Here is a 26,925-nt window from a genome sequence, read left to right on the forward strand (position 1 = left end):
CAGCTTAAAGACGACTAGCTTAAATACTACTTATTAAATACTAAAAGAAGAGCCGCAGCCGCAAGTGGTGGTGGCGTTCGGGTTATTGACGATAAAGCGCGAGCCTTCCAAGCCCTCGGTATAGTCCACCGTGCCGCCGATTAAATATTGCAGGCTCATAGGATCCACCACCAACGCCACGCCGTTTTTCTCAATGGTCAAATCGCCGTCATTGATTTTTTCATCAAAAGTGAAGCCGTATTGAAACCCGCTGCAACCGCCGCCGGTGATATAAACCCGCAGTTTCAAATCCGGATTTTCTTCGTCGGCAACCAAATTTTTGACTTTGTTGGCGGCGGCATCGGTAAAATTCAAAGGAATCGCCATATCACTCATAAGTACTCCCACGTTATGTACTCGTTCGGTATAGAAAAAAGATTCGGGCATTATAGCACCATTTTTGTGCGAAAAAAGCGTAAAAATCGCTTTTCAAAAAGTTTAAGCGGTTTGCCAAATGGTTTCTTGCGATAGAAAATGCTATTATTCGCTGACGATTTTGAAGATAAAAAAGGTTATGACAATGAATATTCCCGTTTGGACCGGAGCGGATCTGGAGAAAATAAGAGCAGCCTGTAAATTGGCACAAGATGTATTGGTGATGATCGAACCTTATGTGAAAGAGGGCGTGACCACCGGTGAGCTGGATCGCCTTTGCCACAAATATATGACAGAGGTGCAACAGGTGATTCCAGCGTGTTTAAATTACCACGGTTTTCCGAAAGCGACCTGTATTTCGCTGAATGAAGTGGTGTGCCACGGCATTCCGAGTGATGACAAAGTGTTGAAAAACGGCGATATCGTTAATATCGACGTGACCGTAATCAAAGACGGATTCTATGGCGATAATTCCAAAATGTATCTGGTCGGCGAGCCGTCGATTAAAGCCAAGCGCCTATGCGAAGTGACGCTGGAGTCGCTATATATCGGTTTGCGCACGGTCAAACCCGGGATTCGTCTGAACCAAATCGGACGCAATATCCAACAATATGTGGAAAGCAAAGGCTGTTCGGTAGTGCGCGAGTATTGCGGACACGGCATCGGCAACCAATTCCATTGTGATCCGCAAGTGCTGCATTATTATGCCGATGACGGCGGCGTGGTTTTAAAACCGGGCATGGTGTTTACTATCGAGCCGATGGTGAATGCCGGACGGCGCGAAGTGCGGTTGATGAAGGACGGTTGGACGGTGAAAACCAAAGATCGTAGCCCGTCGGCGCAATATGAACATCAAATTGTGGTCACGGAAAACGGCTGCGAAGTCATGACCATTCGTGATGAGGAGCTCGCCGAAGGGCGCATCTCGCGCCTGATGGTCAATGAATAAATCCGCTTAAGAAACGCCCTGTTCGGGCGTTTTTTGTTTGTTAATCAGTAAAAAGTAGCCAGATGATGAAAACCGACAGCCAACCTCTTACCCCTGCCGATATCAAAACCCAGTTGCAAGATCTGAAAAGTCAGGAATTGGCGCAGTTTGCCCAAACTGACGTCAACCAACTGATCCGCCGACGCAGCCGGTTTTACGATCAGCTGCTAAGCCGTTTATGGCGGCAATTCGGCTTGGATCAGCAACCGCTGGCATTGATTGCGGTCGGCGGTTACGGGCGTGAAGAGATGTTTCCGCTGTCCGATCTGGATATTTTGTTGTTGAGTGAAACCGCACTTTCGCCTGAGCAAGAACAGACTATTGCACAGTTGATCCAATTTTTATGGGATTGCCGTTTTGAAGTGGGGCATAGCGTGCGCACCCTTGAGCAATGCGTGAGCGAAGGCAAAAACGATATCAGTATTGCCACCAATTTGCTGGAAGCCCGTTTTCTGTCCGGACGGACCGCACTTTTCACTCAACTGAAAAATGCGCTTAAAGCCCCCGATTTTTGGCCGATTGACGGATTTTTTGCCGGCAAAATGCAGGAAAAAGCCGAACGTTACCAGCGTTACCACAACACCGGTTACAATCTGGAACCGGATATCAAATACAGTCCGGGCGGGCTGCGTGATTTGCACTTGCTATATTGGATCGCTTTGCGTCATGTGGGCGCAAAAAATTTACAGGATATTCTGGATTCCGGCTTTATCTATCCGCAAGAACACCGTATTTTAAATGCGGCGCAGCATTTTTTATTTCAATTGCGTTTTGCGTTGCATCTGGTGATTAAACGTTATGATAACCGCCTGTTATTTGACCGGCAGTTGAAAGTCAGTGAAATGTTGGGTTATCAAGGGCAGGGCAATGAAGCGGTTGAAGCGATGATGAAGCGCTTTTTCCGCAGTGCGCAAGCAGTGCGTGAACTGACGGAACTGTTGTTACAACATTATCAGGAACATTTTCTGCAACGTTGCGATGATTGTGCGGCCGAGGTGCTGGACGAGAATTTTGAACTGAAAAATCAAGCGATTCAGTTGCGGCAGGCAGACTGTTTTCTTTTGCGTCCGGATACGATTTTGGATCTGTTTTATCACTTGACCTGTCAACCGCAAGCCATCATTCATTCGTCCACCTTGCGCCGTTTGCGTTTGGCACTGATGCAAAAAACGCAATATCTGATTGATTATCCGCTGGCGCGGCAAAAATTTATCCAACTGCTCGAACAACCGAATGCGATTAAGCGTGCGCTGGTGGCGATGCATCAGCATGGCGTGCTGAATGCGTATTGCGAAGAGTGGAACAATATCAGCGGATTAATGCAGTTCGATCTGTTTCATGCTTATACGGTGGACGAGCATACGGTGCGGGTGTTGCTCAAGCTGGAAAGTTTTTTGGAGGCGGAACAGGCTGAAGCGCACCCTTTATGTGTGGAACTATTTCCGCAGCTGGTCAGCCGTAGCCTGATGTATGTGACCGCACTTTTCCATGATATTGCCAAAGGGCGGGGTGGTGATCATGCCGAACTGGGGGCGATTGATGTCTATGATTTCGCGCAAAAACACGGCTTTAGCGAAGAAGAGGCGGAAACGATGGCTTGGTTGGTGCTGAATCATCTGAAAATGTCGGTGACGGCGCAGCGGCGTGATATTTATGATCCGCAAGTGGTGTTGGAGTTTGCCAATAGTGTGAAATATCAACTGCGCTTGGATTATTTGACGTGTCTGACGGTGGCGGACATCAGTGCGACCAACGGCACGCTGTGGAATAGTTGGAAGCGCTCGCTGATCAAAACCCTGTATCAATTCACCCGCCAGCAATTGGAACAAGGTACTGATTATGTATTGGACAGCAGCGATCAGATCTTGCAGCACCGGTTACGCGCGTTGGCATTGCTGCAACCGTTATTGCAAGATGAAACCCTGAAATTACGCACGGTGAATGATTTTTGGCAGCGTTGTCCGCAGGACTATTTTTTGCGGAACAATCCGCAACAGTTGGCGTGGCATGTCGAGCTGGTGTGTCAGTCCGATGAAGCGATTATCGTCAAATCCAGCAACCGTTTTTCACAAGGCGGCACGGAATTGTTTGTTTATTGTCCGGATCAACCGCACTTGTTCAACAAGGTGGTGCGGGCAATTGAAGCGAAGAATCTTTCGATTCATGATGCCCAGATTCTGACCAGCAATGACGGCTATTCGTTGGATTCGTTTATTATCAGCGAAACCAGCGGGGTGCTGGCGAAATACGATCGCCGCCGCAGCATTGAAGAAAGCGTGTTGAATGCGCTGAAAAGCGACTATACACCGGCGATCAGTAAGAAAATCAACAACAAGCTACAGCATTTTCATGTCGCCACCGAAGTGCGGTTTCTGCATATTGAAAAACGTAATCAGACCGAACTGGAAATCATTGCATTGGATAAACCGGGTTTATTGGCGACGATCAGTAATGTTTTCAGTGAGCAGGGATTGAACTTGCTGAATGCCAAAATCACCACCGTCGGTGAGCGTGCCGAGGATTTTTTCATTCTCTCGAACCGCGAAAACAAGGCCTTGACCGAAACGGAAAGAGAGCGGTTACGGCAAGCCTTGCTGACCGCACTTTGAGTAGGATTATGTTTGAATTATGAGGAATAAAAATCCCCTCATAAACAAATTGTCAGAAAGCCCTAGCGGCGATAGCTGTCGGGCGCTAAATGGCGAATGTCATTCAGCAGCTTGACGTCGAATGCTCCTGTCGGGCAAGTGTCGTCTTGCCGGTAATTCACCACATTGATTGCGGTGTTCAGCACCGCATGGCTGAGTTGCGGATCGCGGTGTTGCCGCCAATCGCCGCCGCCCAAAACATGCAGCAGCAGGCGCAGGGTATGCCCGTGCGACACAATCAAAATATTGCCGTGCCGATGAACTTGAATGATGTCCCGGATCGCTTGCCAAGCGCGCAGATACAGCGATTGGTAAGTTTCTCCCTGATTCGACTGTGCCAGATAATTGGCCGGATCATGTGACATTGTTTGATATTCGGCAAGTTGGCGTAACTGCGCAATTTTTTGCCCTTCCCACGAGCCGAAAAACTGCTCGTTCAAACCGGCGTGTTGAAATTGCGGGATATTGCGTTTTTCGAGAATTAAAGCGGCGGTGTCAACCGCTCTTTGCAAATTACTGCTATAAGCCGCAAGAAAATCAATCTGTTGTAGTGCGGCAGCGGTTGCTTTTGCGCCGGCAATACCGTTGGCGGTCAACGGCGAATCACCGCCGCCTTGTAATAAACCGGCTTCGTTCCACTCGGTGCGTCCATGGCGGATTAAATAAAAGCAGAGTTGTTTATCCATTATGATTTCAATAAGTTAAGTTTAAAGTAACGGGCTGAATAAAAAGAACAAGCGTTCAAAAAAGCGTTGATAAATTGGGCGTTCGTACCACTGTTCCAAATCCATCAAGGTGGATTGCGCCAAATAGCTTTTTTGTAACGTCTCGACCTCCTGCCCAAAGCGCATATCGTCCACAATCATGGTCACTTCAAAGTTCAGCATAAAACTGCGCGCGTCCATGTTGACCGTGCCGACCAACGCCAAACGCGAATCGATCAAAATACTTTTGGTGTGCAGCAAACCGTCTTCAAAACGGTAAATTTTAACACCGGCTTCCAGCAATTCGTCAAAAAAAGTGCGACTCGCCCATTCCACCAAAAACGAATCGTTTTTCTCCGGCAGGATTAATTTCACCTCCACGCCGCGAATTGCAGCGGTTGCCAGCGATTCGGCAATCATCGCGCTCGGCACAAAATAGGGTGAGGTAATGGTAATGCTGTGACGGGCGCTGCTGATCGCCAACAGCAGCGATTGGGTCATCAGATCCTGCGGAAAGCCCGGACCGGACGGCAAAATTTGTACCCCGTGTGAATCGTCAGGGGTGTTTTGCAGCACGGGGCATTGTGGTAGCAGGGCAACGTCTTCTTCGGTTTCCATTTGCCAATCCCAGCTGTGCACGCCTTGCAAAATCAGCGATACCGGTCCTTCAATCCGTACCATGATGTCGATCCATTCGCCGACGTTGGCGTCTTGTTTGAAATAGCGCGGATCGACCATATTCATGCTGCCGGTGTAGGCGATATTGTCATCGATCACCACAATTTTACGGTGCTGGCGCAAGTCGACCCGACGGAAAAACATTCGCAACAGGTTGGCGTGCAGCGCTTCTTCAATTCGAATGCCGTTGTCGCGCATATAGCGGTAATTTTTACTGCCTAAAAACGCGTTGCTGCCGACGGAATCGAGCAGAATCTGAATTTTTACGCCGCGTTTGGCGGCGCGGATCAGTGCGTTCATCACATCATTGACCAAACCGCCGTCGAACCAAATGTAAAATGTCATCTGAATGGTTTTTTGCGCTTGGTCAATATCGTGAATCATCGCCTGAATAATGGTTTGCGGCGTATTTAAAATATGCAGTTCGTTATTTAAAACGCAGGGAATGCCGACCCGATGGCGGCTCAGGGCAAAGAGCGGTTTGAAGCGCAGTTTATCGTTGCTTAAGGTTAAATTGGAACAGCGGTCGAAACTGCCGAACCATTCGGTATAGAGCGGCTCCAGCTTTCTGAACGATTCGCCGCGCCGCCGCCCTAATTTGATTTCGCCCAAAATCAGGTAGGCGATAATGCCGAAAATCGGGATCATGTAGATAATCAGCAGCCATGCCAAAGTGACCGAAACAGCCTGTTTTTTAAATGCCAAGCGTGCAGTAATCCCGATTCCGAAAATCCAGATAAACGCCGGCAGCAGATAACCGATAATTTGCGAAAGTTCTATATTCATACTATGCTTATAACACCGTTAAATTTGTCAATGCGATTTATTCCATGTCGATCATCAAACCGATTTCTATTATTTTTCAACATCCTGATTTTATTGTGATTGATAAACCGATCGGAATTAGCGTACATAAAGATCAACAAGCCGTGGGCTTGCCCGATTTGGTTGCGGCGCAGATCGGTTACTCACAACTGTGGCTGGTACACCGTTTGGATAAAATTACATCTGGGTTGCTCATTTTGGCTCGCAGCAGTGAAGCTGCCGCCGAGTTTTCGCGTCTATTTGATGAACGCAGGATTGAAAAGCATTATATCGCGCTTTCAAAAGATAAACCAAAGAAAAAGCAGGGAATCATCATCGGTGATATGGAAAAAACGCGCAACGGCAGTTGGAAATTGTGTCACAGTAAAACCAATCCGGCGATCACCCGTTTTACCAGTGTCAGCTGTGAAGCCGGTTTGCGTTTGTTCCATTTGATGCCGAAAAGTGGCAAAACCCATCAGCTCAGGGTCGCCTTGAGAAGTCTTGGCAGCCCGATTCTCGGCGATCAGCGTTATGGCGGTAAAACCGCACTTGACCGTACTTATCTGCATGCCTACGCACTAAAATTCGATTATCGGGGCGAAACTATTCTGTTGAAACAAGCGCCGCATGACGGTGAGTATTTTTTAAAACCGAGCGTACGGCAGCAATTGGATTTACTTGAGATTTGAGTTTAGCGACAATTCGGTGGATAATAGCGCAAATTCGATTCACTTTTTCATTTTTAAGCAGGTATCCATATGCGTTGGCAGGGACGTAAACAAAGTAGCAATGTAGAAGATCGCCGCGGTGCTTCCGGTGGTGGTGGTCTTGGCGGTAAAGGCGGCGGTATCGTCGGCTTATTGATTATCTTGGTCGGCGCTTATTTTGGCGTTGATCTTTCCGGTTTGGTCGATACCACCGGCATTAGCGGCGGGCAAAGTTACCAATCGACGTTAAGCGAGCAGGAAGAACAGCAGCTGAATGCGTTTTCGCGGGTGGTGCTGGCGGATACCGAAGTGGCATGGGAGGAATATTTTGCCAAGAGCGGTCAACGCTATGTAGCACCGACCATGGTGTTATACAACTATGCCACCCAAACCTCATGCGGCACGGGGCAGGCGGCGATGGGGCCGTTTTATTGCCCGAATGATCAGCGTGTCTATCTCGATCTCTCTTTTTACAAAGATATGAGCAGTAAATTGCGTGCTTCCGGCGATGCGGCGTTTGCTTATGTGATTGCCCATGAAGTGGGACACCATGTGCAAAATCTACTGGGCATTTTGCCGAAAGTGCAGCAGGCGCAACAACGCAGCGGCAGTCAGGCAGCAGCCAATCAACTATCGGTCAAACTGGAGTTGCAGGCTGACTGTTTTGCCGGTATTTGGGGATATTATGCGGATAAAAACGGCATCTTGGAATCCGGCGATTTGGAAGAAGCCTTCAATGCGGCCGAAGCCGTCGGTGATGACCGTTTGCAAAAACAGAGTCAAGGCTATGTCGTGCCGGACAGTTTTACGCACGGCACATCGGCACAACGCTTAGCCTGGTTCAAACGCGGTTTGCAAAGCGGCGACATTAAACAGTGCAATCCGTTCGGTTAAAGTGCGGTCAGTACGGTTGAAAATGATGATAAGGGCACATAAAATGTGCCTTTTCTTTTGCCCTTTATTTAAATTGCCTTGTTTTTAGGATAGAATAGGCGTACTTCTGCCGTGACGTATTTCGTGATAAGGCACTTCCATGAAATTTAATACACCTACCTTTTTAACGCTATTTCGGGTCGTTCTGATTCCGTTTTTTATCGTCTGTTTTTATCTGCCGTTCAAGTGGGCGCCGTTCTTGACCGCACTTTTGTTCCTTATTGCGGCAATTACCGATTGGTTCGACGGCTTTCTGGCAAGAAGATGGAACCAAACCACCCGTTTCGGTGCTTTTCTCGATCCGGTTGCCGATAAAGTGATGGTCGCGGCGGCGTTAGTGCTGGTGGTGCAGCATTACCACAGTTTTTGGGTCACGATTCCGGCGATTGTGATGATCTCAAGAGAGATTATTATCTCCGCCTTGCGCGAATGGATGGCAGAAATCGGCGATCGCAATAAGGTGGCGGTTTCTTGGTGGGGCAAAGTAAAAACCACGGCGCAAATGATCTCATTAATCGGTTTATTATGGCGTTATAATCCGCTGATGGAACAGGTGGCGACGGTTGCTTTGTACCTTGCCGCCATTTTGACGGTGTGGTCAATGGTACAATATTTAAACGCCGCCAAAGGCAGTTTACTGGACGATATTAATCCGTAACCGACGAACATTGTCCGAGTGCGTTGTTTTTAAGCAGTTGAGATAAAAAGCAAGAATTTTATTTGACTAAATGTTCCAAATCAGTAAAATTCACCGCACTTGATTTGATTAACGAATCATTATGCAATATAAAGCGGGAATAGCTCAGTTGGTAGAGCACAACCTTGCCAAGGTTGGGGTCGCGAGTTCGAGTCTCGTTTCCCGCTCCAAATCTTATCGCAATGAAATATTGCCCGAGTGGTGAAATCGGTAGACACAAGGGATTTAAAATCCCTCGGCTTTCGGGCTGTGCCAGTTCAAGTCTGGCCTCGGGCACCATCTTAAATTCTCAAACCACATTCCAAATCGAAAAATAATCCTTCCAGCCAGTATCGGTACATACTCTATTTTGGTCCCGAAACCGCACTTTGGTTAGATTCCTTCCGCATCTATTTTTCCTTATCTGTCGCGCCGGTTAGAAATTAATATTAATCCCCAGTGTGACGTTTCGTCCCATTTGAGGTACAAACGGTAGAAAAGAGGTGTGCGAATAGACTTTTTGGTTTAGTAAATTATTCCCTTGTATAAAAATTTCATAGCCGATATTTTCCAGCTGACCGGCATAGGTCATGCCGAGATTTAATAGCCCGTGTGCACTGGTGACTTGCTCCAAAGGGGCAACTTTGTGCTGTTTAAAGACATAAACATATTCCAGAGTACCGGATAAATGGCGGGTTAATTCCGCATTAGTACGAAATCCTAACCGCGCCGGCGGAACCCGAGGGGCATTCTGATCTTTTTGTGGCACAGCAATATTTTCTCCCCAAATCGGATCGACTTCATAGGTTGGCGGCAAGCGGGATAATTTGCCGCGGATATAATCGCCAAACAGCCCCAAACTGAATTCCGGCGTGACGTTGTAGTCGAGCCGTCCTTCAATACCGTAGTATTTCGCTTGGGATTGGCTGTAGCGATTCAATGATAAATTCCCTTCTTTGCTCAGGGTTTGATTGAAAATACGATTTTTAAAATTATTCAGATAAACGCTGACGTGATAACTTAATTTATCGCCGAAGTAGCTCAATCCGGCTTCAACGTTATCGGAAACCTCTTTATTCAAGTATCGATTGCCATGTTCGAAGGATACGGTCGCCAAATGTTTGCCGTGATAATACAGCTCCATCGGGGTCGGGTGGCGCTCATTATGCGAAAATATCAATGACAAGGCATAATCAGGTAAAAAATTCCAGCTTGCAGAAAGCGAATAAGAGGTTGCCCATTTATGGTATAGCGATAAATCCGGTTCATTCAACGAATAGGGCAAGCAAGTACCAAATAGCGCGGAGCATTCGGCTTCTTTTTTGAGCGCTCTCAAACGGTTTGTATCGTGGTTGATGGCGATTTTTTGTTTCTCAGTGCGTACCGCCGCTTCGAATAACCACGAATCCAGTCTCAATTGTTCTAAAGCAAACAGACTGTATTGATCATTGTTATTCTCGATCAACGCCCAATGTTGACGGTCGTTGTCGGTAATTTTTTCAGGGCAACGTTTTTTATCGCCGTCCGGAGTAAAGCTATTGCTACACGGCGGAATACGCGGAATATTGGCACTGCTGGTCGAGGTTTGGTATTGCACGCCCCAAACGCCGCTCAGACCGCGTATCGGTTGATGCAATAATTCCAAGCGCACATTGGTGCCTTTATTATGGAAAATATTCACCGGAATATGGCCGTCGCGCTCATCATGCCGGTAATTCGTCGACGAATAACTCAAACGTAATTTATCAAAGCCCCGCAGCGGTTCTTTGATTTCAGCCCGTAGATCATAACGTTTCGCATAGGAATCAACCACCGGTCCGCCCAAGGTATGATCATGGTTATGCCCATAAGGATTATCATGGTTGTGGACACCGCCGAGCGCATGGTTTGAACCGCAATGGAAATGGGTATTGACCAAATCCTTATCCCCCATTAAGTGCGGATAAAGCTCCAGATAATAATCATTATCGGGTTCTCTGCCCCAAATGTGCGCACCGCAGGTATCAAGCGCATGGTTGTGTCCCGGTAAACCGTAAATCTCCTTGCGTTCGTTATAAGCAAAGCCCAAATATCCGCGCTCACCGATATACGAGAGCCCGTAGGTTCCCGATTTCGTTTTGTTGTAGGAATCCGGTACAAAATTCAGTTTAGAACCCAAATTAAATTCAGGAACGTGATAATTACCGGAATAACGCGACAATCCCTCGAAGCGAAATGCCAGATTCTCGTTCAACCCCAAGGTGATGCCGGTCGTTGCCAGTCTTTCGCCATTATTGGTATTTTGCCGCAGGCTGAGATCGGCCTGATAACCTTTTTCCGGCACCGCCGTCGGAATGCGGTTATCAATCACATTGATTACGCCGGCAGGGGAGGCGTTAGCATACAACAGTGTTGAGGCGCCGCGCAGAATCTCCACCCGTTCCGCCAGCAGGCTGTCAACGCCGACGGCATGGTCGGGAGAAAGCTGCGACATATCGACGACATCGGAACCGTTTTGCAAAATCTTCAGCCTGACGCCTTCTTGCCCGCGAATTACCGGCGCACTGGCGCCGCCGCCGAATTGATTGCTGTGTACGCTTAATTCGTTTGACAACGCATTGCCTAATGTACTGGCGCCTCTTTTCAATTTCTGTTTAGAGACGACAATATCATTAGGCTTAGCCGTTCCGGACAGCGGATCACTGCTGAATTCGCTCGCACCAACCACATTGATTTCATCTAAAGCGGTCGTATCCTCAATACTTTCGGAGGCATTACTTTCGGAGGCATTGATACTTAACGGGCAAGACATGCCTATTGTCAGCAATAGGATAAAACGATTTTTCATCTCAATGGTTCTCAGGCAAATTGGATTTTATACAGTACGATACCGATACCGATACCGTACGGCGCCGGAATCTGGGGCAACTATCTTCTTTTCTTGCTGCAACCCTGTTTCGCTTTAAAGCGCGGATTTTCTTTGCAAATCACATAAACCACACCGTGGCGGCGGACGATTTTGCAGCCTTGATGACGGGTTTTTGCGCTTTTTAATGATGATAATACTTGCATAATATTCTCCTATTTACTTTTTAAGCCGAACTTGGCAAAACGGTTGCTAAAGTCACTCACACGGCCTTCCGTTGCTAATTGACGGGTTTTGCCGGTGTAATAAGGGTGTGAAGCCGATGAGGTGTCACACATAAATACCGGATACTCTTTGCCGTCTTCCCATGTCATGGTGCTGTTGGTTCTGGCGCAGGAACGGATCAGAAAGCCGGTTTTGGCATTGGAATCATAGAATAAAACCGTACGGTAGTTATTTGGGTGAATGTCTTTTTTCATTATTTAGCCCTGGTTATGGTTAATCACATTATCGAAGTCGGCTAGATTACATTAACGATAATAATTATCAATAGCAAAAATGAAAAAACCTTACTTTTTTATTCTAAATGAGAATAAATTAAGACTAGAACGCAAAAAAGAACGATGTTTTATCCCAAACCCAAAATTAAAATCTTGAGGAAAGCGAATGCGGAGAGGGCAAAGAGTACAGCGAATGAGTTTGACGAAGAGAATGTATTTTGAGGAAAGTATTATCTTTCCAACGTGGAACAAGAAGCGCCCGTAAATCGAATTGTCAGGAAGCCCTAGTGCCGAGGTAAAAGGCGTAACAAAAAGGCGGATCACACTCCGCCTTTAATCTGATTTCGACTCAGGTTAAATTTCGTTATCTTCCGCTAAGAAGCCGCCGCTTTGATGTGACCAAAGTTTGGCATAAACGCCGTTGAGGGCGAGCAGCTCTTGGTGGGTGCCTTGTTCGACGATTTGTCCTTTGTCCATCACGATCAGGCGATCCATTGCCGCAATCGTAGATAAACGGTGGGCGATGGCGATCACGGTTTTGTTTTCCATCAGCTTTTCAAGGTTCTCTTGAATCGCAATTTCCACTTCGGAATCAAGCGCGCTGGTGGCTTCGTCGAGTAACAAAATCGGCGCGTCTTTCAACATCACCCGCGCAATCGCGATCCGTTGCCGTTGTCCGCCGGACAGTTTGACGCCGCGCTCGCCGACGTGCGCATCATAGCCACTGCGTCCGTGCGAATCGTGCAAATAAGGGATAAACTGATCCGCCGCCGCTTGTTCGGCGGCTTTCAACACCGCACTTTCATCGACATTCGGACGTCCATAGATAATATTCTCCCGTACCGAGCGATGTAGCAGGGAAGTATCTTGCGTCACCAAGCCGATTTGCGCACGCAGGCTTTCTTGGGTGACATCTTTGATATTCTGTCCGTCGATTCGGATTTCGCCGCCGTTGATATCATAAAAACGCAACAGCAGGTTGGTTAAGGTCGATTTGCCGGCACCGGAACGCCCGACCAAGCCGACTTTTTCGCCCGATTTGATATGCAAATTAAAATCTTTCAGCAAAGTGCGGTTTTCATCATAATTGAAATCGACATGATCAAATTGGATATCGCCGCCGCTGACCACCAACGGTTTCGCATCGTGGCTGTCAACCACGGTATGCGGTTTGGACAGGGTGCTCATGCCGTCTTGCACCGTACCGATATTTTCAAACAACCGCGCCGATTCCCACATCATCCAGTGCGATAAGCCGTTGACCCGTAACGCCATTGCGGTTGCGGCGGCAATCACGCCGACATTGATTTGTCCCTGCATCCACAAATAAATGCCCAATCCGGCGGTGGACGCCGCCAGCAGGGTATTTAAAATATGGTTGCAGACTTCCAACTGCGTGACCAAACGCATTTGCGCATGTACGGTGTACATGAATTCCTGCATTGAGGATTTGGCATAGTTGGATTCGCGAGTGCCGTGGGAAAAGAGTTTGACCGTGGTGATATTGGCGTAAGCATCGGTGATCCGTCCGGTCATTAACGAACGGGCGTCCGCCTGCTTGCTGGCGGTGTCGGCGAGTTTCGGCACGAAATAGAACATCATGCCGAAAAAGAACAACAGCCAGCCCAAAAACGGCAACAATAACCAGCCGTCAAATTGCACTAAGATAATACCCGACGAAATAAAATAGACCGCGACATAGACCACCATATCGGCGCAGGTCATCACGGTGTCGCGCACCGCAAGTGCGGTTTGCATGACTTTGGCGGAAACCCGTCCGGCGAATTCGTCCTGATAAAACGACAGGCTTTGCCCCAACATCAGGCGGTGAAAATTCCAACGCAAACGCATCGGAAACACACCCTGCAACGTTTGAAAGCGGATACTGCACAATAGCCATAGCCACAGCGGGCTGACCACCAGCAACAAGCCGATCCACAGCAAACTGCCGCTTTTCGCCGCCAACAGTTCCGACGGTGAAAACTCGGTCAGCCAGTCAACGATCGAACCCATGATTTTAAACAGCAAGGCTTCAAAAATGCCCATGCCGACGTTAAAAATCATCAGCATTAACAGCCAGCCGCGCAATCCGCCCAAGCCCGACCAGATAAAACTGAACAGGCTGTTTTTCGGCGTTATCGGCGCGTCATCAGGGTAGGGATTAATTCGGTTTTCAAACCATTCAAAGAGTTTTCGCATTATAAATCCTTATCCGACCTGCTTAAATTGAATCTGCTGTTGCGCATTGATTTCCGGCAGGTCATCTTCATCTTGCCAGTTCAGAGTTGGCAATTCTTCTTTATCAAAGGCAATATCGCCCTCCACGCCGCTGATCAATTCGCCGCGACGGATATTTTTAAAATCGAACAGTTTCGGATCGCATAAGTGTGACGGCGTCACGTTTTGCAAGGCGCTGAACATGGTTTCAATCCGTCCCGGATAGCGGCGATCCCAAGTTTGCAGCATCTCTTTCACCACTTGCCGTTGCAGATTCGGCTGTGAGCCGCACAGATTGCATGGAATAATCGGAAACTGCTTGGCGACCGAATATTTCTCAATGTCTTTCTCTTTGCAATAGGCGAGCGGGCGGATCACAATCTGTTTGCCGTCATCACTGATCAGTTTCGGTGGCATGGATTTGAGTTTGCCGCTGTAAAACATATTTAAAAACAGCGTTTCCAACATATCGTCACGGTGGTGTCCCAATGCGATTTTAGTTGCGCCCAACTCGGTTGCGGTACGGTACAAAATTCCACGCCGCAAACGCGAGCAGAGCGAACAGGTGGTTTTGCCTTCGGGAATTTTCTCTTTTACGATGCCGTAGGTGTTTTCTTCCACGATTTTATAGTCAATGCCCAAGCCGTTTAAGTAATTCGGCAGCACATCTTCCGGAAAGCCCGGCTGTTTTTGATCCAGATTGACTGCCACAATATCAAAGTGAATCGGCGCACTCAGTTTCAGATTGAGCAGAATATCCAGCAGGGTATAGCTGTCTTTGCCGCCGGATAGACACACCATCACCTTGTCGCCGTCTTCAATCATATTGAAATCGGCAATCGCATTGCCGACATTGCGGCGCAGGCGTTTGTGCAGCTTGTTTAAATTATAGATTTGTTTTTTATTGTGTTGAGATTGTTCAACAGTATTGTCAATTGTATTCATGATTAAAAGTGCGGTTTTATGAAGAAAAATCAGCGCATAGGATAAAGGCTAACGGGGGGAAATGCTACTTTTTTATCGGCAACCGCACTTTATCTTATCGCCGAGAAACCGATAACATGATGCTTTAACAGTGAAATCCAGCTTGCAAATGCCTTGGCAACACCGCATCACTGCCCGACGGTACAAGGGGTTATAGCGCAAACTTGTTAAAAACAGCGGTCAAGAATGGATAATCAGGTAGGGTTTGGCCTTTTTGTTATTTGGTGTAAATCGGCTTTGTTTCCATCTTAATCGCAGTATAATTTGCCCTACCTTTATTGACTGATTTTATGAATACTGGCAATCATGCTGTGTGTTGTATTTCGACTCCCGATCATTTTTACTGCTTACCTGCTTTCATCTTATGCTTTCTCCGCAACAACTGCGCTGCCCGATTCGGTTTTATTATTGGCAGATTGTCCAGTCTCTGCCGTGGTTTCGGGCAAAATACAAACGGTTGCCGAAATAAAAAGCGGACAGACGCTACAGCTATTACCTGAAAAACAACAACCGTTTACGCTACAATTCGGCAATGCCAGCGGTTTTTTAGCCGCTGATTGTCACCTGCAAACGCAACAAGTACAGCAAGTGCGGTCAGTGAATGCGGCTGCAAGCCAAATGCAGGGCTATCTGATCACCACGCAAACAACGCCAATTTATCGGTCGGCAGATCAAACGTCGGCAGTGTTGGCGGAATTAGTGCCGAATCTACGTTATCCGTGGCTGGCGAAGCATGACGCTTGGTATCAAGTGCGGTTTGGTGATCAATTCGGCTATATCGCCGTGCAACAGGTCAAAGCGGATCAGGGCATTCCGGTGCTGACTTACCATCACGTCTTGAAAAATGAGGAAAATACCCATTTCCGTCATACCTCGACCACCACCTCGGTCAACGCCTTTGATCAGCAAATGGCGCTGCTGAAAAAGTGGGGTTATCAGGCGATTTCGTTATATGAGGTGGAAAATTATCTGGACGGCAAAGAGAATTTTAATGCTAAACTGCTCGCCGTCACCTTTGATGACGGGCTGGAATCGGTACACCGCTATGCTTATCCGATTTTGCAGAAATACGGTTTGCGGGCGACGATTTTTGTCATCACTGCGCGAATTAAGCATCATTTGGCGGCGTGGGATCCAAACCAATTGCAATTCATCACCCGCGCGCAATACCAAGAAATGCAGCCGACAATGGATCTGCAATCCCACACCCATTTCTTACACCGCAAACTCAAGAAACAACCGATTATCTTGCGCCGTTCGCTGCACAATATGCTGGTTGACTTCAAACGTTCGATCCAAGTGTTGCGGCAACTCAATCCTAAAGTGCGGTATCTGGCTTACCCTTACGGCAGCTATACCGCACTTGCCAAAAAAGCGGCGCAAGAAGCGGGATTCCATCTTGCCTTCAGCACCGCAATCGGCAAGGTCAATTTCGGTGATGATCGTTATCAGCTCAAACGGATTTATCTTTTGAAAGAAGACAGCGAACAGCAAATTTTAGAGAAATTACAACCTCAATTTGCCGTCGTTTCCCCATAATAAGTTAGCTGTCAGATCATCAATTTTCGTGTACAATGTCGGTTTTATTATTCAGATAATGACTTAGACGTGAGTACCGCATATGACCGAAACGGCACAGACCATTCCTGAATTGGTGAGTTGGACCAAACAGCGTGAATTTTCGCTGAATTTGCCGACCGAACGTTTAGCTTTTTTGCTGACGATTGCGATTTACAATAACGAACGGATTGACGGTGAGATGATCGAACACGATCTGGTCGATATGTTCCGATTGGTGTCGAATGAATTCGGGCTGGCGGAAGAAACGGTGCAGCAACGTGCCAACAACGCGATTAACGAACTGGTTAAGCAGCGTTTTTTAAACCGTTTCAGCAGCGAATTTACCGAAGGGCTTTCCATTTACCGCTTAACGCCGCTCGGTGTGGGCGTGTCCGATTATTATATCCGCCAACGTGAATTTTCCGCTTTGCGCCTCTCCGTTCAACTCTCGATTGTGGCTGATGAAATCCAGCGCGCGTCGTCTGCTGCCGAAGAGGACGGCGACGACCACCATTGGCGGCGAAATGTGTACGCGCCGCTCAAATATTCGGTGGCAGAGATTTTCGACAGCATTGATTTATCGCAGCGGATTATGGACGAAAACCAGCAGGGGATTAAAGAACAGATCGCCGAATTGCTGACCAAAGACTGGCAAGCGGCGTTGCTCAGTTGCGAACAATTATTAGACGAAACCTCCGGCAATCTGCGTGAATTGCAAGACACGCTCAATGCCGCCGGCGATAAATTGCAGGCGCAACTGCTGCGGATTCAAGACTGCATTATCGGGCGCAATGAACTGGATTTCGTCGAACAACTGATCACCAATCTGCAAGCCAAACTCGACCGCATTATCAGTTGGGGACAACAGGCGATTGACCTGTGGATCGGCTACGACCGCCATGTGCATAAATTTATCCGCACCGCGATTGATATGGATAAAAACCGCGTCTTTTCACGCCGCCTGCGCCAATCCATTCACCACTATTTCGATGCGCCTTGGTATCTGTGGACGACCCAAGCCGAGCGGTTGGTCGATTTGCGTGATGAGGAGTTGACCCTCAGCGATGAAGACGCCCTAGGCGAATTGCCGGAAGAATTGCAGTACGAATCCTTATCCGATCTGCACGAGCAGATCGTGGAACAGATGCAAAGCCTGTTAATCCGCTACCGTGAACACAATCAACCGATTGATCTCAGCCAAGTCTTGCGCCAGCAACTGGAAAACTATCCGCTGTCGCGTCATTTCGATGTCGCGCGGATTATCGTCGATCAAGCGGTGCGTTTAGGCATGGCAAGCGACGATTTCTCGGCGGTCTATCCGCAATGGCAAGCGATCAATCCACACGGCGCCGAAGTGCAGGCTAATGTGATTGACGGTTATAAATAATTTTTCTGCTAAATGAACGAACTCACTATGATAAATCAAACTTCTGAAGTCATGCCAACCAAACTCGCTACGGCGATTGCCAATCCGTTATTTCCTGAGGTGGACAGCCTGCTACGAGCCGGTCGCCATATCAGCTTTGAGGATTTGGACAATCACGCCTTTTTAATGGATTTTCAGTACGAACTGGAAAGTTTTTACCGCCGTTATAACGTCGAACTGATTCGCGCGCCGGAAGGGTTTTTCTACCTACGTCCGAAATCCAGCACCTTGATCGGGCGCAGTGTGTTGAGCGAACTGGAAATGCTGGTCGGCAAAGTGTTGTGTTATCTCTACCTCAGCCCGGAACGTTTGGCGCAGCAAGGTATTTTCAGCACGGAAGAGGTGTATGACGAATTATTGAACCTGGCGGACGAAAGCAAATTGTTGAAAGCGGTCAATCAGCGCTCCTCCGGCTCCGATTTGGACAAACAAAAACTGGCGGAAAAAATGCGCGCCGCCTTAAACCGTTTGCGCCGTTTGGGCATGATTACCACCGTCGGCGATCAATTCAGCGGCAAATTCGTGATCTCCGAAGCGGTGTTCCGTTTCGGCGCCGAAGTGCGGGCGGGCGATGATCCGTTGGAAGCGCAACTGCGCCTGATCCGTGACGGCGAAGCGGCAAATGCGGACTCGTTAAAAGAAGAGAAACAAGCGAAGAAAACCGCACTTGAGTCAGAAAATAGTGAGCTTGATAATGAAGTCTTAGAGAACGAAGAAGAAAACGAATTTGATGATGAAATCGACAGCAATGATGAACAAGGGGATCGTGAATAATGTCAGAATTTGAAAACGAACAGCGGCTTAACCAAGTCGAAGAAACAACTTCAGATAATGTCCTCGCCACATCAACCCTGGTACAAAGTGCGGTTGAACGCGGCAAATTCCGCTCGCTGACCCTGATCAATTGGAACGGTTTCTTTGCGCGAACTTTTGACTTAGACGAATTGGTGACGACGCTGTCCGGTGGTAACGGTGCAGGGAAATCGACCACCATGGCAGGGTTTGTGACCGCACTTATTCCGGATTTAACCCTGCTGCATTTCCGTAACACCACCGAAGCCGGTGCAACCAGCGGTTCGCGTGATAAAGGGCTGCACGGCAAATTGCGGCCGGGCGTGTGTTATGCGGCGTTGGATACCCTCAATTCACGCAATCAGCGCGTATTGGTCGGGGTGCGTTTGCAACAAGTTGCCGGACGCGATAAAAAAGTCGATATTAAATCGTTCTCGATCCAAGGTTTACCGTTGGCAGTCGAGCCGACCGCACTTTTCACCGAAGCGGTGAATGAAAAACAAGCCAAAGTGCTGGCGTTAAACGAATTAAAAGACAAAGCCGAACAAAACGGCGCGCAACTGAAACAGTACCATTCGGTGACTGATTATCATAGCATGATGTTTGAATTGGGCATTATTCCGAAGCGTTTGCGCTCGTCATCGGATCGCAGCAAATTCTACAAATTGATCGAAGCCTCGCTCTACGGCGGAATTTCCAGTGCGATCACCCGCTCTTTGCGAGATTACCTGTTGCCGGAAAATCTGGGCGTGCGCAAAGCATTCCAAGATATGGAAGCCGCGCTGCGTGAAAACCGCATGACGCTGGAAGCGATTAAAGTCACCCAAGCTGATCGTGATTTGTTCAAACATTTGATTAACGAATCCACTGCCTATGTTGCTGCCGATTATATGCGCAACGCCAATGACCGCCGTCATCATATCGACAGTGCATTGAATTTCCGCCGTGCCTTGTTCGGCGCAAAACAGGAACAGACCTTTGCCGCGCAAAAACTGATTGAACTCAGCCGTGAAGCGGCGGATTTGGCGGAGAGCGAAAAACGCCTTGAAGTGGATCACCAAAGTGCGGTCGATCATCTGAATTTGGTGCAGAACGTATTGCGTCATCAGGAGAAAATCAACCGTTATCAAGACGATGTCAATGAGCTGCGCGAAAAGCTGGAAGAGCAGCAAATCGTGGTTGAAACTGCCGCCGAGCAGTTGGAAGAGGCGCAACAGCGTTTTGAACAGGGCGAGCTTGAAATTGATCAGGTGCGCGGACAACTGGCGGATTACCAACAGGCGCTGGACGCGCAGCAAACCCGTGCTTTGCAGTATCAGCAAGCGGTGAAAGCGTTGGAAAAAGCCAAAGAGGTGTGTGGCTTAAACGATCTCGCTTTGAAAAATGTCGAACAGTATCATCAAGAATTTGAAGAGCAAGTCGAAGAACTGACGGCGAACGTGTTGCAACTGGAACAGCGTTTGTCCGTGTCTGACGCAGCGAAATCGCAGTTTGACAAAGCCTATCGTTTGCTGAGCGAGATTGTCGGCGACGTGCCGCGCTCTGCGGCATGGGAACAGGCGAAAACCCTGTTGGCGGACTATCCGCAACAAAAAGCACAAGCGCAAAGTGCGGTCGGTTTACGCAGCCAAGTCAATGAATTGGAACAGCGTTTGCAAGCGCAAAACAGCGCCAAGCAACTGTTACAGGAGTTGAATCAGCGCAGTGGCTTAGCATTAAGCGAACCACAAGAACTGGACGAATTCCATTTACAACAACAAGATCTGGTTGATGAACTGACCCATAATCTTGCCGAACAGGGCGAACAGCGTTCCGCTTTGCGTCAAAAACGCGAGCAACTGACCGCTCTTTATCAAGAAAACGAACGTAAAGCGCCGGCGTGGCTGACGGCGCAATCGGCGTTGGAACGTTTGAGCGAGCAGAGCGGGCAGCAGTTCGGCGATAGCCAAGATGTGATGGACTTTATGCAAACGCAGCTGGAAAAAGAGCGCGAACATACCATGGTGCGCGATCAGTTGCAGCTGCAAAAACAGCAGTTGGAACAGCAAATCAGCCGCTTAAGCCAACCGGACGGTTCGGAAGATGCGCGCTTGAATGCGTTGGCGGAACGTTTCGGCGGCGTGTTGTTATCGGAATTGTATGACGATGTCGCATTGGATGATGCCCCGTATTTCTCTGCGTTATATGGTCCGGCACGCCATGCGATTGTGGTGCGTGATCTGGCGGCGGTTAAAAAACAGTTGGAAAATATTGAAGACTGTCCGGACGATCTCTATTTAATCGAAGGCGATCCGGCGGCATTCGATGACAATGTGTTTTCTGCGCAAGAACTGGAAAGCGGCGTAGTGGTACAGGTGTCCGAACGCGAAGTGCGCTATTCCAAATTCCCTGAAATTCCGCTGTTCGGACGGGCGGCGCGGGAAAAACGCTTGGAAGAGTTGGCTCTCGAATTGGACGAAGTGAACGAACAGCACGCACAACGGGCGTTTGATGTGCAAAAATGCCAACGTTTACATCAACAATTCAGCCAATTTGTCGGTTTGCATTTGGCGTTGGCGTTCTTGCCTGATCCAGAGCAAGAGATGAAGCAAATCAGTGCACAACGCAACGAATTGGATCGCGAATTAAATCACTTAACCACCGGCGAGCAGCAAGTGCGGTTGCAACTGAGCGAAAGCAAAGAGCTGGTGCGCCTGTTAAATAAACTGTCGCCACAATTCAATCTGCTAGCTGATGAAACTTTGCAAGATCGGATTGAGGAATATCGCGAGCAGTTGTTGAATGCTGAGCAAGATGTGCAGTTTATCCGTCAATTCGGACAGCAATTGCAACAGCTGGAACCGATTGCCGCCAGTTTGCAGAACGATCCGCAGCAATACGATGCCCTGAAAAACGACTATCAAACCACCGTTGACCAACAAAAACGCGCGCAACAATGTTTTTATGCGCTGTCTGATGTGTTGCAACGGCACGCGCATTTTGATTACGAACAACAGTTGCAAAGCGAGGGTTCGGAGCTAAACGAGCAGTTACGCCGACGTTTGGAACAGTTGCAACAACAACGGGAACAGCAACGCGATCAACTGCAACAGAAACAGAAACAGTTTGCCGAATTTAACCAAGTACAGATTTCGTTACGCAGCTCGCTGGACGCGAAAAATCATATGTTGCTCGAGCTGTTGGAAGAGGTGGATAAAATCGGCGGACGTGCCGACGAAGGCGCGGAACAGCGCGCGTTACAACGGCGCGATGAGCTGCACCAAACCCTGTCACAAAGTCGCCAACGCCGCAATTATGTGGAAAAACAGCTGACCTTGTTGGAAGCGGAAAGCGAGAATTTAGTGCGTAGCATTCGTAAATCGGAACGTGATTACCGCAGCCAACGTGAGCTGGTGGTGGCAGCAAAAGTCAGTTGGTGCGTGGTGCTGCGTTTGTCACGCAACAGCGATGTGGAACGGCGCTTGAATAAACGCGAACTGGCGTATCTCTCCGCCGACGACTTGCGTTCAATGTCGGATAAAGCCTTGGGTGCATTGCGCACCGCCGTTGCCGATAACGAATATCTGCGCGATGCCTTGCGTTTGTCGGAAGACAGCCGCAAACCGGAAAACAAAGTGCGGTTTTTTATCGCGGTGTACCAACACCTGCGCGAGCGAATCCGGCAGGATATTATCAAAACCGACGATCCGATTGATGCGATTGAGCAAATGGAAATCGAATTGTCACGTTTGACCGAAGAGCTGACCAACCGTGAACGCAAACTGGCGATCAGCAGCGAAAGTGTCGCCAATATCATGCGTAAAACCATTCAGCGCGAACAAAACCGGATTCGTATGTTGAATCAGGGCTTGCAGAATATTGCGTTTGGACAGGTGAAATCGGTGCGTTTGGTGGTCAATATCCGCGATACCCACGCGATCTTACTGAATGCGTTATCGGGCGAGCAGGACGATTATCAAGATCTGTTCAACAACAATCAAATCACCTTCTCCGAAGCCTTGGCGAAACTGTATCAACGGGTCAATCCGCATATTGATATGGGGCAACGCACGGCGCAAACCATCGGCGAAGAGTTGCTGGACTACCGTAACTATCTTGATTTGGAAGTGGAAGTCTATCGTGGCGCCGACGGTTGGTTGCGTGCCGAAAGCGGTGCGTTATCCACCGGTGAAGCCATCGGTACGGGGATGTCAATCCTATTGATGGTGGTGCAAAGTTGGGAAGAAGAGAGCCGCCGTATGCGCAGCAAAGATATTCTGCCGTGCCGCTTGTTGTTCCTCGACGAAGCCGCGCGTCTCGATGCCAAATCGATTTCAACCCTGTTCGAACTGTGCGAACGCCTCGATATGCAGCTGCTGATCGCCGCACCGGAAAATATCAGCCCGGAAAAAGGCACAACCTACAAACTGGTGCGCAAAATCGCGCATAATCATGAATATGTGCATGTTGTTGGTTTGCGAGGATTTGGAGCGACGGAGTAGATTTTATGCTCCTTACTCTTGCGGGCGGGGGTAATTTATCCAATAAGGACGTCATAGATGTTAAAACAATTCTTATTTTTGCTAGGCTTTTTAGCGTTAGGCTTTGCCGCTTTTATTGCGGTAATGGGTTTTGCATTTAGTGGCTATGACTATCCTTTCTTTTTGCCTGCGGTAGTAGTGTTTGTTTATATTTGGTTGTGGATTTTATTTTCTCTACCACAACGGAATAAAAAAAAGGAACTTTATTCTGCGTTAGCTATTTTAGCGGTGAGCCTCTTGGGTTATGGGGGGTATATCGTTAAAGTAGAGTATGAACGCAGTATTCCGACAGTAACCGAATTTTCAACCCACAATTACTCGCCATTTTCAGAGGATAGTAAAGCGGCTACTTTAGACGGCGCAAGTACGTTGCAACTGAGCCGAGACAGTTTACCGAGATTAGACGGTTCAACCGCACTTTACCCAATGTATGCGGCATTTGCAAAAGCGACTTATCCGAAATTGGACATTGCAGACAGTATGGAGCTTATTGCCGTCAGCAAAACCGGGCAGGCTTATGAACGTTTGTTAGCCGGTGAAGTGGATATTATTTTTGCACCGGCACCATCAAAATTCCATCTACATAAAGCGGAACAATCAGGACTAAAATTGAATTTAATCCCAATTGCTAAAGAAGCTTTTGTCTTTTTTGTGAATAGTGAAAATCCTATTGAAAATTTGACGGTAGAGCAGATAAAACAGATTTATTCCGGTCATATAACTAACTGGCGACAAGTCGGTGGTAAAAGTGAAGCTATCCGCGCTTTTCAACGCCCTGAAAATTCCGGCTCGCAAACGGTATTGCAGCGGATTATGGCAGATACACCCTTAATGGATCCCGTTCGTGAAGATGTGAACGGGGGAATGAGCGGAATTATCAATCAAGTGGCGCATTATCGTAATTTTGATAATGCACTAGGATTTTCTTTCTTGTTGTACTCCACGGAAATGGTTAAAAATAATCAAATTAAGTTATTGAGTATTAATGGTATTTTGCCAAATCAAACTAATATCCGTAACAAAAGCTATCCTTTTACCCATGATATTTATGCAGTAACGTTAGGCAACGAAAATCAAACAACACTACAATTGATTGATTGGATTAAATCTTCACAAGGGAAGGAATTGATCTCAAAAACGGGCTATGTACCAGAATAGTATAGCGGAAATAAAACGTCTCTTTTAACCTTATATAAAAGTAGGATTTATGCATAACCTCGCCATCGCTGTGCTTTGCAGCGTGATCGTGTCGGTGTTTTTGAAAGTGGCACGCAAGCAGAATATTCAGATCGCCCAAGCGATTGCGTTTAATTATATTATGGCGATCGGGCTGAGTTATTATTTTTTAAAGCCCAATTTTGCCGGGCAGTCGTTCGGCGAAGTGGTGGCGCAACATGACTATTCGTATCTGTTTTTAGCCTTGGGGATTTTGCTGCCGACGGTGTTTATCGTGATGTCGCGTGCGGTGGAAAGTGCGGGGATTGTGCGCTCTGACGCGGCACAGCGCTTATCGTTATTTTTACCGATTTTAGCCTCGTTTACCATTTTTAACGAAGTCTTGAGCGGCAGCCGTGCGATCAGCCTTGTGTTGGCGTTTACCGCACTTTTATGTCTGTTATGGAAAAAAGACGAACAGCAAAGTGCGGTCGGCAAAGGTTGGTTTAACCTGCTGTTGGTGTGGCTCGGCTACGGTGTGATCGATATTCTGTTTAAGCAAATGGCAAAGAGCGGTAGTGCGTTTCCGTTGACGTTGTTTGTGTCGTTTTGTTTGGCGGCGTGTGTGATTTTCATCTATTTGCTGATTAAACAGACCCGTTGGCACGGCAAAAGTATGCTCGCCGGTTTGCTGCTCGGCGGGCTGAATTTTATGAATATTCTGTATTATATTAAGGCGCATATCAGCTACAGCGCCAATCCGACGTTGGTATTCGCCGGCATGAATATCGGCGTTATTTGTTTAGGCACGCTGACTGGTGCGTGGCTGTTTAAAGAGAAAATCAATAAAGCCAATGTCGTCGGCGTTGGTTTGGGGATTTTATCTATTATCTGTTTATTTTATTTGGATAAATTAGTAGGTTAAGCATGGCGGATTTCAGTTTTTTTATTTACGACTACGAAAGTTTCGGCATTGATCCGGCGCGTGATCGTCCGGCACAATTTGCCGGTATCCGCACCGATGCGGATTTTAATATTATCGGTGAACCGGTGATGTTGTATTGCAAACAGACCACTGATTATCTGCCTGCGCCGGAAGCGGTGTTGGTGACGGGGATTACCCCTCAAGAATGCAATGAAAAAGGCGTATCCGAACCGGAATTTGCCGCCCGCATTTTGCAAGAGTTTGCGCAACCGAATACTTGCGTGATGGGCTATAACAGCATTCGTTACGATGACGAAATGACCCGCTACACCTTTTATCGCAATTTTATCGATCCCTATGAATACAGTTGGAAAAACGGCAATTCCCGTTGGGATTTGCTCGATGTGCTGCGTGCCTGTTATGCCTTGCGCCCAGAGGGGATTAACTGGGTCTATGACGAAAACGGCTTGCCGTCGTTTAAATTAGATCGCCTGACGCTAGCAAACGGTATTGAACACAGCAATGCGCACGATGCGATGGCGGACGTGTACGCCACGATTGAAATGGCGAAATTAGTCAAAACCAAACAGCCACGCTTGTTCGACTATTTTTTCAATCTGCGCAACAAAAAAGCGGTGGAGAAACTGATCGACACCGCCAATATGACCCAGTTGGTGCATGTTTCCGGCATGCTCGGCAACTATCGCGGCAATACCGCACTTGTTGCGCCGCTGGAGTGGCATCCGACCAATAATAACGCCGTGATTGTGTGCGATTTAAGTGCGGATTTGACCGATTTGCTTACGCTGGACGCCGAAACGTTAAAAGTGCGGTTATACAGCAAAAAAGCCGATTTGGAAGCACAGGGGATTCTGCCGGTACCGTTAAAACTGGTGCATATCAATAAATGCCCGATCGTCGCGCCGGAAAAAACCTTACTGCCGCAAAGTGCGGTCCGCTTGGGAATCGAGCGGGAAGCTTGTCTGCAAAATCAGCGGCGTTTGCTGCAATCGCCGGATATCCGCAATAAAGTGATCGCTATTTTTAGCGAACAACGCCAATTTGCCGCAGACATCAATGTGGAAACCGAATTGTATTCGGGTTTTTTCAGCGATGCCGACAAACGCAATCTGCAAATTTTACGCACGTTAGACGGCGAACAGCTCAAAAAACCTGATCTCACCTTTGAAGACAAACGCATATCCGAATTGCTCTTCCATTACCGTGCCCGCCATTTCTACCGTACGTTAAACCGTGCCGAGCAGATCAAATGGCAAAAATACCGCACTTTAAAATTGGAACAATCCGCCGAAGCGTTCGCCCAATCCTTGCAAAAATTGGCAGCGGAACACGATGGTAATCCGCAAAAACTGGCGTTATTGCAACAGGTGTATGAATATGGCGAAAAATTACTAAGCTAGCCAGATGCTGCTTCCCAATGATTTT

General features: G+C 47.9%; 19 protein-coding genes, 2 tRNA genes and 1 pseudogene. 14 read left to right on the top strand and 8 right to left on the bottom strand.

Translation table 11 applies throughout. The features are described from left to right. Positions 1–33 precede the first annotated feature (33 nt). Complete coding sequence (gene erpA / locus B8880_RS09090; RefSeq protein ID WP_084257298.1) at positions 34–375, bottom strand: iron-sulfur cluster insertion protein ErpA; 342 nt, start codon at positions 373–375, stop codon at positions 34–36. Positions 376–559: 184 nt separating this feature from the next. Here erpA and map point away from each other — a divergent pair, with 184 nt between their 5' ends. Together map and glnD are read left to right on the top strand one after the other, a co-directional pair. Further along, a complete protein-coding gene (gene map / locus B8880_RS09095; protein ID WP_084257299.1) occupies positions 560–1,363 on the top strand; it encodes a type I methionyl aminopeptidase in 804 nt (267 codons plus the stop codon). 65 nt (positions 1,364–1,428) lie between these two features. Next, positions 1,429–4,011: a bifunctional uridylyltransferase/uridylyl-removing protein GlnD gene (gene glnD / locus B8880_RS09100; protein ID WP_084257382.1), complete on the top strand. Its 2,583-nt coding sequence runs from the start codon at positions 1,429–1,431 to the stop codon at positions 4,009–4,011. A gap of 62 nt (positions 4,012–4,073) precedes the next feature. On the opposite strand, the gene B8880_RS09105 is transcribed toward glnD, so the two are convergent. Together B8880_RS09105 and cls are read right to left on the bottom strand one after the other, a co-directional pair. Next, on the bottom strand, positions 4,074–4,736 hold the full coding sequence (locus B8880_RS09105; protein ID WP_084257300.1) for a histidine phosphatase family protein: 663 nt from the start codon (positions 4,734–4,736) through the stop codon (positions 4,074–4,076). A gap of 21 nt (positions 4,737–4,757) precedes the next feature. Continuing rightward, positions 4,758–6,218 carry a cardiolipin synthase gene (gene cls, locus B8880_RS09110; protein ID WP_084257301.1) on the bottom strand — a complete coding sequence of 487 codons (1,461 nt, stop codon included), beginning with the start codon at positions 6,216–6,218 and terminating at the stop codon, positions 4,758–4,760. Between the two features lie 44 nt (positions 6,219–6,262). On the opposite strand from cls, the gene B8880_RS09115 reads away from it, so the two are divergent. The 5 genes from B8880_RS09115 (at position 6,263) to B8880_RS09135 (ending at position 8,855) form a co-directional block, all read left to right on the top strand. Continuing rightward, a complete protein-coding gene (locus tag B8880_RS09115) occupies positions 6,263–6,928 on the top strand; it encodes a TIGR01621 family pseudouridine synthase (RefSeq protein WP_084257302.1) in 666 nt (221 codons plus the stop codon). 69 nt (positions 6,929–6,997) lie between these two features. Further along, positions 6,998–7,840: a KPN_02809 family neutral zinc metallopeptidase gene (ypfJ, locus tag B8880_RS09120; RefSeq protein ID WP_084257303.1), complete on the top strand. Its 843-nt coding sequence runs from the start codon at positions 6,998–7,000 to the stop codon at positions 7,838–7,840. 139 nt (positions 7,841–7,979) lie between these two features. Beyond that, complete coding sequence (gene pgsA / locus B8880_RS09125; RefSeq protein ID WP_084257304.1) at positions 7,980–8,537, top strand: CDP-diacylglycerol--glycerol-3-phosphate 3-phosphatidyltransferase; 558 nt, start codon at positions 7,980–7,982, stop codon at positions 8,535–8,537. Positions 8,538–8,670: 133 nt separating this feature from the next. After that, positions 8,671–8,746 (top strand) — tRNA-Gly (locus tag B8880_RS09130). Between the two features lie 22 nt (positions 8,747–8,768). Then, a tRNA-Leu gene (locus tag B8880_RS09135) sits at positions 8,769–8,855 on the top strand. Positions 8,856–8,991: 136 nt separating this feature from the next. Here the strand turns inward: B8880_RS09135 and B8880_RS09140 are convergent. The 5 genes from B8880_RS09140 to ttcA form a co-directional block, all read right to left on the bottom strand. Beyond that, positions 8,992–11,382: a TonB-dependent receptor gene (locus B8880_RS09140; RefSeq protein WP_084257305.1), complete on the bottom strand. Its 2,391-nt coding sequence runs from the start codon at positions 11,380–11,382 to the stop codon at positions 8,992–8,994. Positions 11,383–11,462: 80 nt separating this feature from the next. Continuing rightward, complete coding sequence (gene ykgO / locus B8880_RS09145; RefSeq protein WP_084257306.1) at positions 11,463–11,606, bottom strand: type B 50S ribosomal protein L36; 144 nt, start codon at positions 11,604–11,606, stop codon at positions 11,463–11,465. A 9-nt stretch (positions 11,607–11,615) separates the two neighbouring features. Beyond that, the gene (locus B8880_RS09150) at positions 11,616–11,879 is read right to left on the bottom strand and encodes a type B 50S ribosomal protein L31 (protein ID WP_084257307.1); all 264 of its coding nucleotides are present in this window, start codon (positions 11,877–11,879) and stop codon (positions 11,616–11,618) included. Between the two features lie 375 nt (positions 11,880–12,254). Next, on the bottom strand, positions 12,255–14,102 hold the full coding sequence (locus tag B8880_RS09155) for an ABC transporter ATP-binding protein (protein WP_084257308.1): 1,848 nt from the start codon (positions 14,100–14,102) through the stop codon (positions 12,255–12,257). 6 nt (positions 14,103–14,108) lie between these two features. Continuing rightward, positions 14,109–15,062, bottom strand: a complete 954-nt coding sequence (gene ttcA / locus B8880_RS09160; RefSeq protein ID WP_084257309.1) for a tRNA 2-thiocytidine(32) synthetase TtcA — start codon at positions 15,060–15,062, stop codon at positions 14,109–14,111. 447 nt (positions 15,063–15,509) lie between these two features. Here ttcA and B8880_RS09165 point away from each other — a divergent pair, with 447 nt between their 5' ends. The 7 genes and pseudogenes from B8880_RS09165 to sbcB all read left to right on the top strand — a co-directional run bounded on the left by B8880_RS09165 (position 15,510) and on the right by sbcB (position 26,900). Next, a complete protein-coding gene (locus B8880_RS09165) occupies positions 15,510–16,640 on the top strand; it encodes a polysaccharide deacetylase family protein (protein ID WP_159460743.1) in 1,131 nt (376 codons plus the stop codon). Positions 16,641–16,722: 82 nt separating this feature from the next. After that, positions 16,723–18,048, top strand: a complete 1,326-nt coding sequence (gene mukF, locus B8880_RS09170) for a chromosome partition protein MukF (RefSeq protein WP_084257311.1) — start codon at positions 16,723–16,725, stop codon at positions 18,046–18,048. A gap of 27 nt (positions 18,049–18,075) precedes the next feature. After that, the gene (mukE, locus tag B8880_RS09175; RefSeq protein ID WP_084257312.1) at positions 18,076–18,861 is read left to right on the top strand and encodes a chromosome partition protein MukE; all 786 of its coding nucleotides are present in this window, start codon (positions 18,076–18,078) and stop codon (positions 18,859–18,861) included. A gap of 89 nt (positions 18,862–18,950) precedes the next feature. Next, positions 18,951–23,360: pseudogene (gene mukB, locus B8880_RS09180) on the top strand (chromosome partition protein MukB); the annotation flags it as partial. A gap of 57 nt (positions 23,361–23,417) precedes the next feature. After that, a complete protein-coding gene (locus B8880_RS09185) occupies positions 23,418–24,557 on the top strand; it encodes a PstS family phosphate ABC transporter substrate-binding protein (RefSeq protein WP_084257314.1) in 1,140 nt (379 codons plus the stop codon). A gap of 49 nt (positions 24,558–24,606) precedes the next feature. Further along, entirely contained in the window at positions 24,607–25,479 is an 873-nt protein-coding gene (locus tag B8880_RS09190) for a hypothetical protein (protein WP_084257315.1), read from the top strand. Positions 25,480–25,481: 2 nt separating this feature from the next. Beyond that, positions 25,482–26,900 carry an exodeoxyribonuclease I gene (gene sbcB, locus B8880_RS09195; RefSeq protein ID WP_084257316.1) on the top strand — a complete coding sequence of 473 codons (1,419 nt, stop codon included), beginning with the start codon at positions 25,482–25,484 and terminating at the stop codon, positions 26,898–26,900. Positions 26,901–26,925 lie beyond the last annotated feature (25 nt).

Source organism: Pasteurella testudinis DSM 23072 (assembly GCF_900176075.1).
In the GTDB taxonomy this organism is placed as follows: Bacteria; Pseudomonadota; Gammaproteobacteria; order Enterobacterales; family Pasteurellaceae; genus Chelonobacter; species Chelonobacter testudinis.